Source organism: Rhodococcus opacus (assembly GCF_012396235.1).
In the GTDB taxonomy this organism is placed as follows: domain Bacteria; phylum Actinomycetota; class Actinomycetes; order Mycobacteriales; family Mycobacteriaceae; genus Rhodococcus_F; species Rhodococcus_F opacus.
The window spans coordinates 31,645-46,872 of record NZ_JAAXPA010000035.1; the positions used below are offsets into that span (position 1 = coordinate 31,645).

The 15,228-nt window shown below is 68.6% G+C and carries 14 protein-coding genes; 5 read left to right on the forward strand and 9 right to left on the reverse strand.

Annotation, left to right across the window (positions count from 1 at the left end; all coding sequences use genetic code 11):
• Positions 1–13: 13 nt before the first annotated feature.
• Entirely contained in the window at positions 14–340 is a 327-nt protein-coding gene (locus HGB39_RS32760) for a hypothetical protein (RefSeq protein WP_005261491.1), read from the forward strand.
• A 15-nt stretch (positions 341–355) separates the two neighbouring features.
• Here HGB39_RS32760 and HGB39_RS32765 read toward each other — a convergent pair whose 3' ends face one another.
• Entirely contained in the window at positions 356–1,072 is a 717-nt protein-coding gene (locus tag HGB39_RS32765) for a TetR/AcrR family transcriptional regulator (RefSeq protein WP_005567614.1), read from the reverse strand.
• Positions 1,073–1,164: 92 nt separating this feature from the next.
• Here HGB39_RS32765 and HGB39_RS32770 point away from each other — a divergent pair, with 92 nt between their 5' ends.
• Positions 1,165–2,376: an FAD-dependent monooxygenase gene (locus HGB39_RS32770; protein WP_005567613.1), complete on the forward strand. Its 1,212-nt coding sequence runs from the start codon at positions 1,165–1,167 to the stop codon at positions 2,374–2,376.
• On the opposite strand, the gene HGB39_RS32775 is transcribed toward HGB39_RS32770, so the two are convergent.
• From HGB39_RS32775 to HGB39_RS32805, 7 genes are all read right to left on the reverse strand, one after another.
• Positions 2,341–2,754, reverse strand: a complete 414-nt coding sequence (locus HGB39_RS32775; RefSeq protein ID WP_005261503.1) for a VOC family protein — start codon at positions 2,752–2,754, stop codon at positions 2,341–2,343. The two genes, HGB39_RS32770 and HGB39_RS32775, sit on opposite strands and share 36 nt — an antisense overlap.
• Positions 2,755–2,844: 90 nt before the next feature.
• The gene (locus tag HGB39_RS32780) at positions 2,845–4,119 is read right to left on the reverse strand and encodes a CHAT domain-containing protein (protein WP_005261512.1); all 1,275 of its coding nucleotides are present in this window, start codon (positions 4,117–4,119) and stop codon (positions 2,845–2,847) included.
• Positions 4,120–4,233: 114 nt separating this feature from the next.
• Positions 4,234–5,826 carry an alkyl hydroperoxide reductase subunit F gene (gene ahpF / locus HGB39_RS32785; RefSeq protein WP_005261514.1) on the reverse strand — a complete coding sequence of 531 codons (1,593 nt, stop codon included), beginning with the start codon at positions 5,824–5,826 and terminating at the stop codon, positions 4,234–4,236.
• Positions 5,827–6,000: 174 nt separating this feature from the next.
• Positions 6,001–6,564 (reverse strand): alkyl hydroperoxide reductase subunit C, encoded by a 564-nt coding sequence (gene ahpC, locus HGB39_RS32790; RefSeq protein WP_005250059.1) that lies wholly within the window; start codon positions 6,562–6,564, stop codon positions 6,001–6,003.
• Positions 6,565–6,778: 214 nt separating this feature from the next.
• Complete coding sequence (locus tag HGB39_RS32795; protein ID WP_005564374.1) at positions 6,779–8,302, reverse strand: tetratricopeptide repeat protein; 1,524 nt, start codon at positions 8,300–8,302, stop codon at positions 6,779–6,781.
• A gap of 1 nt (position 8,303) precedes the next feature.
• Positions 8,304–9,332, reverse strand: a complete 1,029-nt coding sequence (locus tag HGB39_RS32800) for a hypothetical protein (RefSeq protein WP_064079912.1) — start codon at positions 9,330–9,332, stop codon at positions 8,304–8,306.
• Positions 9,329–10,654: a hypothetical protein gene (locus tag HGB39_RS32805; RefSeq protein WP_005571443.1), complete on the reverse strand. Its 1,326-nt coding sequence runs from the start codon at positions 10,652–10,654 to the stop codon at positions 9,329–9,331. Before HGB39_RS32805 ends, HGB39_RS32800 begins: the two co-directional genes overlap by 4 nt.
• A 208-nt stretch (positions 10,655–10,862) precedes the next feature.
• On the opposite strand from HGB39_RS32805, the gene HGB39_RS32810 reads away from it, so the two are divergent.
• Together HGB39_RS32810 and HGB39_RS32815 are read left to right on the forward strand one after the other, a co-directional pair.
• Positions 10,863–11,405, forward strand: a complete 543-nt coding sequence (locus HGB39_RS32810) for a lipoprotein LpqH (protein WP_005571444.1) — start codon at positions 10,863–10,865, stop codon at positions 11,403–11,405.
• An 88-nt stretch (positions 11,406–11,493) separates the two neighbouring features.
• Positions 11,494–12,297 carry a hypothetical protein gene (locus HGB39_RS32815; protein WP_005571445.1) on the forward strand — a complete coding sequence of 268 codons (804 nt, stop codon included), beginning with the start codon at positions 11,494–11,496 and terminating at the stop codon, positions 12,295–12,297.
• A 9-nt stretch (positions 12,298–12,306) separates the two neighbouring features.
• On the opposite strand, the gene HGB39_RS32820 is transcribed toward HGB39_RS32815, so the two are convergent.
• Positions 12,307–12,741 carry a MarR family winged helix-turn-helix transcriptional regulator gene (locus tag HGB39_RS32820; RefSeq protein WP_005571446.1) on the reverse strand — a complete coding sequence of 145 codons (435 nt, stop codon included), beginning with the start codon at positions 12,739–12,741 and terminating at the stop codon, positions 12,307–12,309.
• A 99-nt stretch (positions 12,742–12,840) separates the two neighbouring features.
• Here HGB39_RS32820 and HGB39_RS32825 point away from each other — a divergent pair, with 99 nt between their 5' ends.
• Positions 12,841–14,982: an MMPL family transporter gene (locus tag HGB39_RS32825; RefSeq protein WP_155755961.1), complete on the forward strand. Its 2,142-nt coding sequence runs from the start codon at positions 12,841–12,843 to the stop codon at positions 14,980–14,982.
• Positions 14,983–15,228 lie beyond the last annotated feature (246 nt).

Consider the following 15,228-nt stretch of genomic DNA (forward strand, 5'->3'; position numbering starts at 1 on the left):
GGAGAGGAGCATCGTGAACCGAAACCAGCCTTTCGTGTGCGAGATGGCCTTCCACATCGTCCACCTGCACCGAGCGGGGGAGACGGACAAGGCGCTGAACCTGCGAAAGCAGCCGCAGGGCATGACCGTCGACGATGAACAACTTCACCGCGCCGTCGCGCAGATCTACGGTCTGCCCGACCAGTCGAACGAGGCGATGGAGGAATGGGTGCGCTCCCAGTACCTGGCCGACGGTCGCGACAAGGGTTACCTGACCGACGACGACGCGTCGGCGCCTCTGTGGCTTCTCGCCGGCAAGGCGCACACCCACTACGGCGACCTGAAACCGCAGGCGAGCTGAGGGCCCCGCGCGCTGCTATTCGGCACGGGCCGCGACGAGGGCGGCGAGACCGTCGAAGATCCGGGCCAGGCCGAACTCGAGCGCGTCGTCGTGCCCGGAGGTGGATCCGGCCGACGCGAACGCGGCTGTCACCTCGGGGTAGCGGTCGGCGTGGTCGGCGAGGATGTCCGTCATGATCGCGTTCAGGGACTTCTCGGGTGTGTCGGTTTCTGCGCCGGGTGCCGTTGCCTGCTGAACGAGGCTGCGCACGTGTCCGGTGATCAGGACCACCGCGTCCAGCCGTTCCGCGCCGGTGAGTCCCGTGTCGCGCAGCGCTGCGAGGCCGGTTTCGAGCCAGTCCAGTTCGTTCGGGCCCAGCACACGCGGACCGACGGCGACGTCCACCACCCACGGATGCCGCCGGAGGCCCGCCCACATCCGGAGTGCCCACTCGTGGAGCGCACCGCGCCAGCCGCCGTCGATCCCGGACGGGTCGGGCGCGGGTCCGAGAGCGGCATCGAGCATGAGGGCGGTCAACTCGGCCTTGCCGGGGGTGTAGCGGTAGAGGGACATCTTGGTGAACCCGAGGTCTTCGGCGAGGCGCTGCATCGACAGCGTGGCGAGGCCCTCGGCGTCCGCCATCGAGATCGCGGTGGCGACGATCTGTTCGAGGCTCAGCGCGGGTTTCGGACCCCGCTTCGGTCTCTCCGACGATCCCCACAGCAGCTCGGCGGTACGGGGCTGGGTGACCATCTGCGCTCCTCCGGCCGACTCTTGATCCGGAATAGTGTCTACCATACACTGAATTGTGTCCGTCAGACACAATTAATCCGTTGGAGCCTCCCATGCCGAACAGAACCGTCCTGATCTCTGGTGCGAGCATCGCCGGGCCCGCCCTGGCGTTCTGGCTCAGTCGGTGCGGATACGCCGTCACCGTCGTCGAGCGGGCACCGGACCTCCAGCTCGGCGGCCAGGCCGTCGACTTCAAGGGGGAGGTTCACCGAAAAGTGTTGGAGAGGATGGGAATTCTCGACGACGTGCTCCGCAGTCAGACCGGAAAGACCGACCTCCTGATCGTCGACGAACGCGACAAGCACCTGGCGACCATCCCGGGCGAATTCGTCGGCGGCGACATCGAGATCCTGCGGGGCGACCTCACCGAGATCCTCTACCGGTACACCGCGGATTCGTGCGAGTACCTCTTCGGCGATTCCGTCACCGCACTGGTCGACACGGAGTCAGGTGTCGAGGTCACGTTCGAGAAGTCGGACGCACGCCGGTTCGACCTGGTGTTCGGCGCCGACGGCATCCACTCGGCCGTCCGACGTCACCGGTTCGGGCCGGAGGACGAATTCGTCCGATTCCTCGGGTACTACTACGCCGTCGTCGGGACCACCGGCTCGGCGAGCGACACCTCGCCGGACCGGGAACGCGGGACGGGGCTGATGTACAACGAGCCGGGACGGATGGCCGTCGTCGGCGGACCGAAGGCTCCGGAATTGTTCGTCTTCGCCTCCGGCCGGATCGAGTACGACCGCGGCGACCTCACCCAGCAGAAACGAATGCTGGCCACCGCGTATGCCGATTCGGGGTGGCGCGTGCCCCGGCTGCTCGCGCACCTGGACGACGCGCCCGACTTCTACCTCGACTCGATCGCGAGGGTCGAGACCGATACGTACACCGCCGGCCGCGTGGCCCTGGTCGGCGACGCCGCGTACGGAAACACGCTGGGCGGCTTCGGGACCGGACTCGCCCTCGTGGGTGCGTATGTACTGGCGGGTGAGCTTGCCGCCGCCGACGGCGACCACCGCGTTGCGTTCGGACGCTACAACGAGCAGATGCACGGGTACGCGAAGATCGCCCGCAAGGGCAGCGCCGGACCGTTTCTCGCGCCGAAGTCGGCTACTCGAATCAGGCTGCGCAACTGGACGTTCAATTCCAAGACCCTGTTCGGCCTGATGATGAAGCTGACCGACTCCTTCGCTACCGACATCGATCTGCAGGACTACCCGGCGCTGCGATCAGCCGGGTGTGCCGGCGATGTTGACCATCCATGAAATGCCGAACTTGTCTGTACAGGCACCGAATTCGTCTCCCCACATCTGCTTCTCCAGGGGCACGGACACGGATCCGCCGTCGGCGAGCTTGGCCCAGTAGCCGCGGAGTTCGTCGCCGTCGTCTCCGCTCAGACTCACCGCGATGTTGGTTCCCGGGTTGTGTTCCATTCCGGGCGGGGTGTCTGCACCCATGATCGTGTAGCCGCTGTCCGACTCGAGCATGGCGTGCATGATCTTGTCGGCGCCCTCGCCCTCCGGCGCACCGTATTCACCGAACGTGTTCAATGCAAGGGTGCCTCCGAAGACGTCCTTGTAGAACTCCATTGCCTGCCGCGCGTTGCCGTCGAAGCTGATGTAGGGGTTGAGCCGAGAGGTCATGGGACATGCTCCTTCTTCGTGCCGGAACCGACAGCAACGACGGTACAACGACTGGCCGACACGTTGTGGGGAACGGACGGCCGAGGCGGATCAGTGCGTCGAGACCGTCGCGAACGCCGCCCACAGCACCGGCGAGTGCTCGATCGTCCGCTCGTCCTGCCAGGCGGCCACCCGGTCGCGTTGCCAGTCGCAGAGCGCGCCGACCGCGTCGGGCAGTTCGTGCGCCGCGTCGATCGAGCAGATTGCGTCCTGCAGAGGACACGAGTGTGATGTGGCGCCGGCGATGCGCTGGAACGCGAGGTCGGTGGGCAGGGCCCAGCGGCTGGCCGTGACGAGTTCGGCCCCGCCGGCGATCATCGCGGAGACCAATCCGAGTGCCTCGCTGAACCGCAGGTCGCCACCGCTCTCGCAGGCGATGAGTGCAACCCTGCTCGGGATCGGCCACAGGTCCGTGCCGCGGATCGGCTCGGCCGTGAGCGTGTGCGTTCCCAGCAGCAGGTCCTTCGCGGACAACGGCCGGTGGGCACGGGTCGGCTCCGCGAACCCGACGGAGTCCGCGGCGCAGGCGAGGTGTAGTTCGGCGTGCTCGCTCTGACCGGATCCGGGTGCCGCCGCGGTGACATGTCCGACGTACACCAGGCGGCCCGCACCGTCACGCAACGCTGCGCCGAGCCACTCCCGGTCCACGTCTTCGCGGCGGAAACACTCCGTCGGTCCGTCGACGGCGGGGAGCAGCCGGCCCTCCCCGGCGTAGGTCGCGACCCGCTGCGACAGCGGACTGTCCGCGGCCATCCGTCCCAGGACCGAGCCGAGCGCCGAATCCGCGCGGAAGCCCGGAACCCTGGGGTCGAGCACCGCGACGACGGGGAGTTGTCGGGTGTGCGTCCAGGCTCGGACCGGTCGGCCGGGCGAGTGGACGATGCTGAGCGGAGCCAGCAGGCTGACGTCTGCGATGTCCACGAGACGCAGCCCGGCGTCGGGTGCGATCAGTTCCCACGGCACCTGCGCGACGCGGGGCGACGGCTGGATCCGGAGGTGGGGGCGCACACCGCGGGTGAACAGCTCGTGCAATTGCTGCGCCAGGCCGAACGGAAGGAATGTGCGTGAAAGGAGCTGAGCCAGATCGTGCTCCGGCTCGTAAGCGGAGAAACCGCCCGCCGTCAGCGCGTGGTGCAGCCCCTGCGGATCCGTGAGGTCGGGCAGGGCCCGGGCCAGTGCGGCGAGGGCTTCGTCCACCTGCACGGCGGGTGCGACGCCGACACCGCCGGGGTGAGAATCGTGGGTCCACCGCCACGACGTGTACAGATCGCCGGCGTCGGCCATCCGGACGATCGCGGTCGGCGGGTGAGACAGGTGAGTCGGCACTGTCACAGCATCCCTTACCACCCGGGCGCTGGTGTGCGTACCGGGCACCCGGGTCGAGCCGAAAGCCGAAAGCCGTGCCTGACATGCAGGCACGGCTCGTCGACCTCGGCCGAGCTATCCGACCGTTGCGGCGGTGGAATCCTCGGCGGGTACGCCCGTTCGGATGAGCCGATCGAACGCGCTCAGCGCTGCCGTTGCTCCGGCACCGGCGGCGATCACGATCTGCTTGTACGGCACGGTCGTGCAGTCGCCGGCAGCGAACACGCCGGGCACCGACGTCTGGCCGCGGTCGTCGATCGCGATCTCGCCGCGGTCGGACAACTCGACCGACCCGGCCAGCCACTCGGTGTTGGGCAGGAGGCCGATCTGGACGAAGACACCCTCGATGTCGAGCGTGTGCGAGGCGTCGGTCGTGCGGTCCTGGTAGGTCAGACCGGTGACCTTGTTACCGTCCCCGAGGACCTCCGTCGTGAGCGTGCTCAGGAGGATGTCGGCGTTGGGGAGGCTGCGCAGTTTGCGCTGCAGCACGTCGTCGGCGCGGAGCACCGAGTCGAACTCGACGAGTGTGACGTGCTCGACGATGCCCGCGAGGTCGATGGCGGCCTCGACGCCGGAGTTACCGCCACCGATCACGGCGACGCGCTTGCCCTTGAACAGCGGTCCGTCGCAGTGCGGGCAGTAGGTCACACCCTTGTTCCGGTACGTGTCCTCGCCGGGCACGTTCATCGAACGCCACCGCGCACCCGTCGACAGGATCACGGTGCGAGCGAGAAGAGAAGCGCCGCTTTCCAGTTCGATCTCGACGAGACCGTTCTCGGTGGCGGCCGGCACGAGCTTCGCGGCACGCTGCGTGTTCATGATGTCGACGCCGTACTGACGGACGTGATTCTCGAGCGCCGACCCGAACTGGGGCCCCTCGGTGTAGGGGACGGAGATGAAGTTCTCGATCGCCATGGTGTCGAGCACCTGACCGCCGAAGCGCTCAGCGGCGATGCCGGTGCGAATTCCCTTGCGCGCGGCGTATACCGCGGCCGCGGCACCGGACGGTCCGCCTCCGACGACGAGCACGTCGAACGGATCCTTCTGCGCGATCGCCGCGGCGGCGCGGTCGGCGGCACCGACGTCGAGCTTGCCGGCGATTTCCTCCAGGCTCATCCGGCCGGAGCCGAAGAGTTCGCCGTTGAGGAAGACCGTCGGGACAGCCATGATCTGGCGGCCGTCGACCTCGTCCTGGAACAGGGCGCCGTCGATCGCGACGTGGCTGATGCGCGGATTGAGCACGCACATCAGATTCAGGGCCTGCACCACGTCGGGGCAGTTCTGGCAGGACAGCGAGAAGTAGGTCTCGAAGTGGAAGTCGCCGTCGAGGTCACGGACCTGCTCGAGCAGTTCGGGAGCCTCCTTCGACGGGTGGCCGCCGACCTGGAGCAAAGCGAGTGCGAGCGAGGTGAACTCGTGACCGAGGGGGATGCCGGCGAAGCGGACCTCGATGTCGGTGCCGCTGCGGCGGACCGCGAACGACGGACGTCTCGTGTCGTCGTCGCGGCGTTCGTAGGTGATCTTTTCCGACATCGCCGCGATCTGGGTGAGCAGTTCGGCGAGTTCGACAGACTTGGGTCCGTCGTCGAGTGAGGACACGAGCTCGATCGGCAGGGTCAGCTTTTCGAGCAGGGACTTCAGTTGGCCGGCAAGCGAGGCTTCGAGCATGAGGATCTACTCCATCGATCGGGAGGACAAGGGATCGGAAACCGGAAATTCTGGTTCAGGTGGTCCGGAAGGTGTTGGTGCGACACCGATTGCCCCCACGGGAGCTGAGCACCGGGAACCGCCCGCACGGGCTCAGGAAACCTGAGCCCGTGCCTGCGGTACGACTGGGCTGCGTCAGATCTTGCCGACGAGATCGAGCGACGGGGCGAGGGTCTCTTCGCCCTCTTCCCACTTGGCCGGGCAGACCTCGCCCGGGTGCGACCGGACGTACTGAGCTGCCTTGACCTTGCGAACCAGCTCGGCGGCATTGCGCCCGATGCCTTCTGCGGTGACCTCGGTGAACTGGATGACACCGTCGGGGTCGACGAGGAAGGTGCCGCGGTCGGCCAATCCTTCGTTCTCGCGGAGGACCTCGAAGTTCTTGCTGATCTCCTGGGTCGGGTCACCGATCATGGCGTACTTGATCTTGCCGATGGTGTCGGACGATCCGTGCCATGCCTTGTGCGTGAAGTGCGTGTCGGTGGACACCGAGAAGACCTCGACGCCGAGGCGCTGCAGTTCCTCGTGGTGGTCGGCGAGGTCGCCGAGTTCCGTCGGGCAGACGAAGGTGAAGTCGGCCGGGTAGAAGTAGAAGACCGCCCACTTGTCCTTGATGTCGTCCGCGGACACGGTGATGAACGCGCCGTCCTTGAAAGCGTTGGCGGCGAAGGGCTTGATCTGCGTGTTGATCAGGGCCATTGAAACCTCTATTCGGTGGATACGGGGAAGCCGACACGACGAGGCTATCCAGCACATTGGAATAGGTCCAATCTATGAGACCTATTCCATAGATTGGGTGGGGCTATCAATGGTCGCCGAATCGGCAGCGCTGCAGGTCAGTGCCGCACTCCACCCACACCGCCCGAGGTAGTCGCCGGACGTGCGGTGTGACGACCGTGACACCCGGGCGAGGTCACCGTGCGGGCACCACCCGGCTGTCCCGGACGTCGCGCCCATAGCGTTCCTCGGCGACCGCGATTGCGGTGCCCAGCACATTCCGTCCATCCGGCGTGACGAGTCGCGGAGGAAGGGGCACCGGCAGACCGGCACCGGCCGCGACCCCGGCCAGTGCGGCGCCGAGCAAAAACGAACCCTCGGTGCCGGTCGCGCCTGCCGGGGGAAGGTCCGGCAACTGCAGAGGGAGCCGCGCCGGGGTGCGGTGCCCGGCCCGGCCGACGTCCACCGTCGTCCCCGCGCACTGCGCTTCGACGAGTTCGGCCACCAGGTGCGCATCACCAGACGCGTAGGCGAGACGGAACGCCAATTGCATCGCCGGATCGGCGATCTCGCGGTTCCACTGCTCGCGCTGACGCCCGTTCGGGAGTGTGCACCGCACGGCGTCGATGGCGATCGCCGCGGGCACCGCGAGCGCGGTGGCTCGTGCCCGCACCGCGCTGTCGGGGGTGCCGGACACCGCGAGCGCGGATTCGAGGAGGGCTGCATGCCAGAAGTCGACCTGCGCGCAGTGCAGCCCGAGCCCCAGCCCGCGGTACGTGTCGAACGCGGCGGCGAGCAGTGTCTCTCCCTCGTCGGGCCGCACTTCACCGAAGGCGACGGTGGCGAGGCGGGTCTCGACGTCCGCGACGTCGAGTACCGCTCCGGAACTCCGGAAGTAGTCGAGACTGCAGCGATAGAGTGTCGACGCGCGTTCGGTGTCGCCGCGGCCCTCGGCGAGGAAGGCCAGCACCTTCGACCCGATTCCCGCCCGGTGGCTGATCCCGGCGCGCTCGAAATACGTCTGGCTCGACAGCAGCAGCGGTTCGGCGTCGTCGGGCCGCCCCGAGCGGACGTGCATGATGCCCAGGTTCTGCTGTGATTCGGCGACCGCGTTGACGTCGCCCGCCGTCTCGAACGCGTCGAGCGCCTGGCCGGCGAAGTCGTCGGAAAGGTCGAAGCGCCCGGTCTCGAAGTGGATGGCGGCCAGGTTCATGAGGGGGTGGCCCGCCAGCGCGGGGGCGAAACGCAGCGCCGCGTCGAGGGACTCGGTGGCAATGTCGGCCGCGTGCGCCCACTGCTGCCGGTGCATCGCGACCGCGGTCAGTGACAGCAGGCACGCGACCCGCAGGTCGCCCTGATCGTCGGCTGCCGCGAGCAGTCCCCGCGCCTGCTCGAGCGCGTCCTGCGCACCGTCGAGGTCGCCGAGGTGCTGCAAGGCCTGCGACAGGTTGACCAGCGCCGCGGGACGCATCCGGGCCGCGTCGGCCGGCATCACCGCGAGGGCTTCCCGGTAGAGGTCGACTGCCCTCGTGTGATCGCCCAGCTCGTCGGACATGCTGGCCGCGTTGATGATCGCGCTCGTCCGCAGATCGCCGGTGGTCGAGCGGGCGACCCGCTCGAACGTCCGGAGTGCCTCGGCGACCTCTCCACGGGAGTACGCTGCCGCGCCGGCCGCGAGGAGGTCGCGCGCCGCGTCCGGGCCGAGCGTCTGATCTCCCACGTCAGAAGTCCGAATCCGAGGCGGCCGCCGCTATCTCCGCGAGCAGAGGTGAGTCCGGCCCGTCGTCCGGCGCCGTCTCCGCAGCCCGGCGTAGCCGCCGGCGGACCAGGGCCCGAACCCGCTCCCGGACCTCCGAACCTCCACCGTCCGGCCGCCCGTCCATACCGAACCCGGGCAGATACACGTCCACGGACACCCCCGATTCCGAGCCCTGCGGTGCGGCCGACTCGCCGAACCAGGCATCCCCGGACAGTTGCAGCGCGACATCGACAGCGCCCGATGCCGTGCCGACCTGCGCGTGGGGACGCACATGCTCCGGCACGGGTTCGGAGAGGCCCGGTGCCGCAACGACGCTCACCCGCACGGTCGTGTTCCCGGCGGCGCGCACCATCACCCACGACACCGCACGCTCGGACGCGTCGACGAGTCCGGGTGGGTACCGGCGCCAGTCGGATCCGGTGGTACCCCGCGCCAGGACGAGCGTGCTCGGCAGCGTCGCCGCGGCGCCGGCCGCGAGGGCGTAGTCCTCTGCCCGGCCGGGACGGTCGGCGAGCGCCGGGCCGGTCGCCGCGACGGAGTCGTCCCCGTCGACGAGCAGATCGCATTCCTCGACGAGCGTGGCGATCTCGCCGTTCAACAGCCCCTCGTCGAGTGGTGGGACGGCGTCGATCGTCGAGGTGGGCCACCACCTCGCCGCCCAGTGCGCGTACGCGAGTCGCCGTGCACCGTCGGCCACCCGAGGGCGCGCCGGGGAAACCGTGACGTCACGTCCGGATCCGGCCGCCACGGCGAGCGCCACCTCCTCGCCGAACACGGCCCACACCCAGTCCTGCGCCGAGGCAACGTCGTCGAGCACCGCGACCGGGACCGTATGGTCCGCGAGCACACTCCATGACAGGTGCCCGCCGACGACTTCCAGCACTGCCACGTCGATGCCTGCGGTGTCGTCGAGGACGCTCGGTGCGTCGTCGGGGGTGATGATCCAGACCCCGTCGGGCGCGCGCTCGATCCGCACGGTGCCGGTAGTCAACTCGCCCTCGATTCGGGAGCATTCGCCGCGTCTGTGAGCGGAATTGCGCTGAGCGCCTGCTTGACCCGCGTGCGGTGGTCGAGGATGACCGATCGCGCCACGCCGTCGAGGAGGTCCCAGAGTTCGTCGGGTTCGTGGACGGCGAACTCGCGCACGTCGCGGCCGTGGAGGCGGACCCACAGGCGGCGGAGGTAGGGCCGCCACGGCTCGAGGAGTTCGGCGGCGATGGCCGTCAGTGGATTCGCTGCGGGCAGCGACGCGGCGTCGGGCCTCACCGCGAGGCGGCGTGCCTGCAGGACGTACGCCTCCCGTTGCCAGCGACCATTGATCACCCGGACGGCGGTGGTGTCCGTGGCCGCGGGAGAAGACGGCGTTCCGATCGGACGGAGACCGGTCGCCAGCGCGGCACCCGTCGTCGCCGCGACCCGCAAGGATTCGTCGAGAAGCGCCCAGGGCGAGCAACTTCGGGCGATCTCGGTGGTGACCAGTTCGTGGATCGGTGGCAGTTCCGTACGGTCGGTCGACGCGCGGAGCACCGTGAAGACGCGTTCGTAGACGGATCGGTCGAACGGGAGTCCGAGGGTCGACGTGGACGCCGATGACCCCAGCCGCGGCGGCACGGGCACGGGATGCGCTGTCAGGCCGAGCCGGTGGGCCGTGACCTCGATTGTCCAGAGTGCGATGCCGTGGTGGGTTCCTTCATGCCCGGCGACCAGGCTGTCGAGTGCGTGCCGTCCGTCGTCACCGTCCTGCTCGAGGCGCGCGCCGGGACAGGCGTCGAGGACCGCGTCGATCGCGGCGGCGTGGTCGCCGGTGGCCGCGCCCGACAGCGGACGCCGTCCCCACGCGACGTCGATCAGGGCGTTCAGTTCCCGTGCCCGTTCCGGGTCGGTGACGTGGGCCTTCAACGCCTGAGTGGTGCGGCCGGCCGCGACATCGTGCACGTCGCGCAGCGTGTCCTCGGCGACGGATTCGTCCCGGAACGGGTCGGGTGAGCCCGAGCCGGACGCAAGTTCGAAACAGCGTTGGAAGTACAGGTCCTGGGGGTTGCCGTCGGTGATGCGCAGCGCTCGGCGAACCCGCTTGAGCAGCGTGAACCAGGCGGCGGTGGCGCGGAGCACGTCGGCGGAGGCGTGCACCCGGGTGGCGAGCAGCTGCGCCCCGTCGGCCGTGACGATCGGCCCGGCGCACAGCGGGTTCTGCACCGGGCGGATGACGAGCGGATCGAGGATCAGTTTCACGGTGCGGCTCAGTGGTCCGCCGTCCGGCCCACTGAGCGGTTCGACGCCGTCCAGCTCGCGCCACAGCTCGTCGAGGACCATCGCGCGCGGTCGCCGAGCAGCCGTTGAGCTCCTCGATCCAGTCCGCATTCGAGCAGGTTACCGCAGGGATGCCCCGTCGACCCGTCGACAAATCTGGGATCGGTAGGGCGCGAGACGTTCCTACCTTTCTCACATCGGCTCCAGTCCGCGAGCCGAAGGAATCGACGACGGGCGCCGAGCGCCCCTCACGAAACGTGAAGGACGGATCATGAACAAGATCGTTCGGACTCAGAAGCGCGTCTACACCGCCGGCATCGTGGCGGCGGCCGCTGTCGCCCTGCTCGTCTCGGGCTGCAGCGACACCAGCGACAGCGACTCCGGCGGTGGAAGCTCCGAACAGTCCCCGGCCGCCGCGTCCGAGGCAGGCGCGTCCTCGGCCGCGGTCGACGGCAAGGCACTGGAAGCCGACTTCGACGCCACCTGCGCCAAGCAGGGCGACACCCTCGCGTTGGCGCTGGCGGACACCGCCAACGCGACGTACGGCGACCTGGCGGTCTCCGCGACCGTCACCGGCACCGACACCGTGCAGGCCGTCGGGATCGCGGGCAGCAAGGGCGGGTCGAACGGCCTCCCGTACGCCCTCGGCTTCGGCCAGGGAATGCCCGGTGGCTCCGCGACGGTCGTGAAGGACGGCGACACCTACACGATCACCGGCGAAGGCGTCGGGGCGCCCGACATGAGCATCCCGACCGCGCCGAGTTCGTCGAAGTTCGACATCACGTTCGCATGCTCGACCGTCGTGGGCGGCTGAGCCGGCTCACCCGGGACGCGCGCGGGAGTCGAGTTCGCGCGCGTCCCACCCGTTCTTCCACCCAGTTCAGGCACGGAGAGGACTCATCGTGAAGAAGATCGTGCGTACCGCCGCCCTGGTGTTTCTCGTCGGGTCGGTCGGCTACTACCTGTGGTACGGCCTCGGCGATCGGGGGCGGACGAACTACGGAATCGACGCGCTGTCGTGGGTCGGCCCGCAGATGATCTGGCCGATCGTCGCGGTCAGCGTGGTCGTGGTCTGTTTCGCCGTCACCGGCGACAGTGTGCTGGCAGTGTTCACGGGGCGGAACAGTGCCGCGTTCCGGCACGGCGCGGTCGGGATCGGGACGGTGCGGTCGGTGCGCCAGACCGGCATGACGCTCAACGATCAACCGGAAGTGCGGATCGACCTCGGCGTCGAGGGCGCCGACGGCAGGATCTTCGAATCGCACGCCAGGATGATCGTGCCGCTGACCGAGTTGGCGCTTCTCCGTCCAGGGGTCGTCCTGCCCGTCCGCTATCTTCCGGACCGCACCGACAAGGTCGAGATCGATCGCTCGGGCGACATGTCGACGGCCCAGGATGCGTTGAACCGATCCATGATTCGTGAGGGGATCACCACCCCGGGCAAGCTCGACATCGCGGCCCGCGGCATCCCCGCGCCGGCGGTGGTGCAGTCGCTCAGCGTGCCCGGCGAGATCCGCAACGGGAATTCGAAGGTCGAACTCGGGCTGGCGGTCTCCCGGCCCGACGGCACGACGTTCACCACCCGTGTCGAGAAGTTCCTGCCGCCGCGCAGCGTCGGGCACGTCCAGGTCGGCCGGGTGGTGACGGTCCACTATCTGCCGGCGCACGAGCAAGAGGTCGTCATCGCCCTTCCTGCGAATGTGTGACGACGGCGATCAGTCCCGGGGCGGAAGTCCCAGTGACCGGACGAGGAGCAGGAGTTGTTCGCGCAGCGGCCCCACGTCGCCGACGGCGGCGGTGAGGGCCGCATCCTCCTTCTCCAGGGTGAGCAGGCGGCGGTAGATCGCGCGGCCCGGCTCGGTGATCGCGACCCGCTTGCGCCGCTCGTCGAGTGGATCGGTTTCCCGGGTGACGTACCCGGCGCGTTCGAGGCGGTCGATGGTGCGGCTGATGGTCTGGTCCGTCACCCGCGAGACCTTCGCGATGTCCCGCTGCGAGGCAGGCCGGTCGGCGATCGTGTGCAGGCAGATGAGGCCGGCGTGGGTCATGTTCTGTGACCGGAGAATGTCCTCCCACGAGTGCTCGACCAGCCGCGCAGCCGTGGACAACAGCCGTCCGGTAGGCCACTCGTCCATGCTGTCGCCCGTCATTTCTTCGCCTCCATTTGCAATTTGCTCAGCAGGCTGAACAAAATAGGAACATCGCAATCCGGACATCCGGACGTCGAACTGTCCAGCATTGGAGAGCACGTGACCACAACTGCCCGCCCGCGCCCGGTTCGTCGCCTGCGGTGGATTCTGCCAGCCCTGCTGGTGATCGTCTGGCTGGCCGTCGGCGGTTTCGGTGGTCCGTTCGCCGGCAAACTCTCCTCGGTCCAGCAGAACGACAGCACGTCGTTCCTGCCCGCGTCGGCCGAGGCCACGGAGGTCTCGGCGCCGCAGAAGGGTTTCACCGACACGCAGTTCGTGCCGGCGATCGTCGTCGCCGAACGGACGTCGGGGATCACCGCGGCCGACACCGAGTTCCTCGCCGGCACCGCGAACTCCTTCGCCGGTTCGGAGGGATTCGGTGACGAGGTGTCACCGCCGATCCCGTCCGCCGACGGCCGGGCACTGCAGCTGTTCGTGCCCGTCGACAGCGCCGGCGAGGTCGGCGACAGTGTCACGGAACTCCGGGACGCGCTCGATGCCGCACCGGACGGTCTCACCGTCCTCGTCACCGGACCCGCCGGTCAGGTAGCGGATCTGTCCTCGGCGTTCGCGGGAATCGACGGACTGCTGCTCCTGGTGGCGGGTGTCGTCGTGATCCTCATCCTCATCGTCGTCTACCGCAGTCCGATCCTTCCGTTCGCGGTGATCACCTCCGCCGTCTTCGCGCTGGGACTGTCGAGCCTCCTCGTGTACCTGCTCGCCGACGCCGGTGTGATCGCGCTGAACGGCCAGAGTCAGGGAATCCTGTTCATCCTGGTCTTCGGTGCCGCGACCGACTACGCCCTGCTGCTCGTGTCCCGCTACCGCGAGGAACTGCGGATCGAGCAGGACAAGTACCGCGCCATGCGGACCGCGTGGCGGGCGACGCTGGAACCCGTCGCCGCCTCCGCGGGCACCGTCATCGCCGGCGTGCTCTGCCTGCTGCTGTCCGATCTCAACTCCAACCGCGGACTCGGGCCCGTGGCGGCCATCGGCATCGCGGCGTCGTTCGTCGCGTCCATGACATACCTCCCCGCGGTGCTCGTACTCCTCGGCCGGACGGCGTACTGGCCGAGCCGGCCCGCGTTCGACGCACGGCACGCAGAGAAGGACGAAGCCGCAGACCACAAGTTCTGGGCCGCGCTCGCGGCACGGATCGGTGCGCACCCACGCCGGTTCTGGGTGGCGTCGAGCCTGGTGCTGGTGCTCTTCGCGCTCCTGATGCCCCAGTTCGAAGCGAGTGGTGTCGCCGAGTCGGAGACGTTCCTCCTCGACGTCGATTCCGTTGCGGGCCAGCAGATTCTCGGCGACCACTTCGACGCCGGCTCCGGTTCGCCGGCGGTGATCATCGCGAACGAGGGCTCCCGCGATGCGGTAGCCGACGCTGCCCGGGTCGAGGGAGTCGGCGACATCACCGTGCTGTCCGCCCCCGGCACGCAGGACCCGCTGGTGGTGGACGGCCGGGTGGCGATCGAAGCCACCCTGACCGATCCGGCCGATTCCCTCGCGGCCGAGGACACCATCGTCCGCCTGCGTGAGGCCGTCCACCCGATCGACGGCGCCGACGCCCTGGTCGGCGGCACCACCGCCACGGACCTCGACACCAAGACCACGTCGACGCGTGACCGCACGCTGATCATCCCCGTCGTGATCCTCGTGGTGTTCGCGATCCTGTGCCTGCTGCTGCGTTCGCTACTCGCGCCGCTGCTGCTGATGGGAACGGTGGTGCTGTCCTTCGCTGCGACGCTGGGCGTCTCGTCCCTGGTCTTCGAGCACATCTTCGGATTCCCGGGTGCCGATCCCGTGGTCCCGCTGTTCGCGTTCGTGTTCCTCGTCGCCCTCGGAATCGATTACAACATCTTCCTCATGACCCGGGTCCGGGAAGAGGCCCGGCGCATCGGAACCCGGCGCGGCGCGTTGCGCGGCCTGACCGTCACCGGCGGAGTGATCACGTCGGCGGGAGTGGTTCTGGCGGCGACCTTCTCGGCACTCGCCGTCATTCCGCTGATCTTCCTCGCGCAGATCGCCTTCATCGTGGCGTTCGGCGTGCTCCTCGACGCACTCCTCGTGCGGTCACTCCTGGTGCCCGCCCTCACCGTCGACATCGGGCAGAAGATCTGGTGGCCGAGCAAGCTCGCGTCGGCACCGGAACCGGACGAGAACGTCTCTGCGGAGCCGGAATTGGACTCGAGTCGTATGTGAGCGCGCTCGGCGAATGCCGCAAGCGTGATGTCTGCCTGTTCGCTCATGGTCGCGCAGCCGAGCCTGGCTCGATTAACGGCACAGCGGGACTGCGCGGTACAACTCGAATGTCGGTGCAGTCAGCAGGGAGGCGACCACGGCCGGTGATCGTCTGGAGGTCCAGTTCTGCGACCCGGGCACGACCTCGACCGCCGATCCGGCCCGTCCTGGCCTACCTCGATGAGGTGACGGCCGTGGCGGAAGCGG

Bases quoted from the DNA above. Each gene is read 5' to 3' on its own strand.
- HGB39_RS32765 (WP_005567614.1), bottom strand. From the start codon at position 1,072: ATGGTCACCCAGCCCCGTACCGCCGAGCTGCTGTGGGGATCGTCGGAG.
- HGB39_RS32770 (WP_005567613.1), top strand. From the start codon at position 1,165: ATGCCGAACAGAACCGTCCTGATCTCTGGTGCGAGCATCGCCGGGCCC.
- HGB39_RS32775 (WP_005261503.1), bottom strand. From the start codon at position 2,754: ATGACCTCTCGGCTCAACCCCTACATCAGCTTCGACGGCAACGCGCGG.
- ahpF (WP_005261514.1), bottom strand. From the start codon at position 5,826: ATGCTCGAAGCCTCGCTTGCCGGCCAACTGAAGTCCCTGCTCGAAAAG.
- ahpC (WP_005250059.1), bottom strand. From the start codon at position 6,564: ATGGCCCTGATCAACACGCAGATCAAGCCCTTCGCCGCCAACGCTTTC.
- HGB39_RS32805 (WP_005571443.1), bottom strand. From the start codon at position 10,654: ATGGTCCTCGACGAGCTGTGGCGCGAGCTGGACGGCGTCGAACCGCTC.
- HGB39_RS32810 (WP_005571444.1), top strand. From the start codon at position 10,863: ATGAACAAGATCGTTCGGACTCAGAAGCGCGTCTACACCGCCGGCATC.
- HGB39_RS32820 (WP_005571446.1), bottom strand. From the start codon at position 12,741: ATGACGGGCGACAGCATGGACGAGTGGCCTACCGGACGGCTGTTGTCC.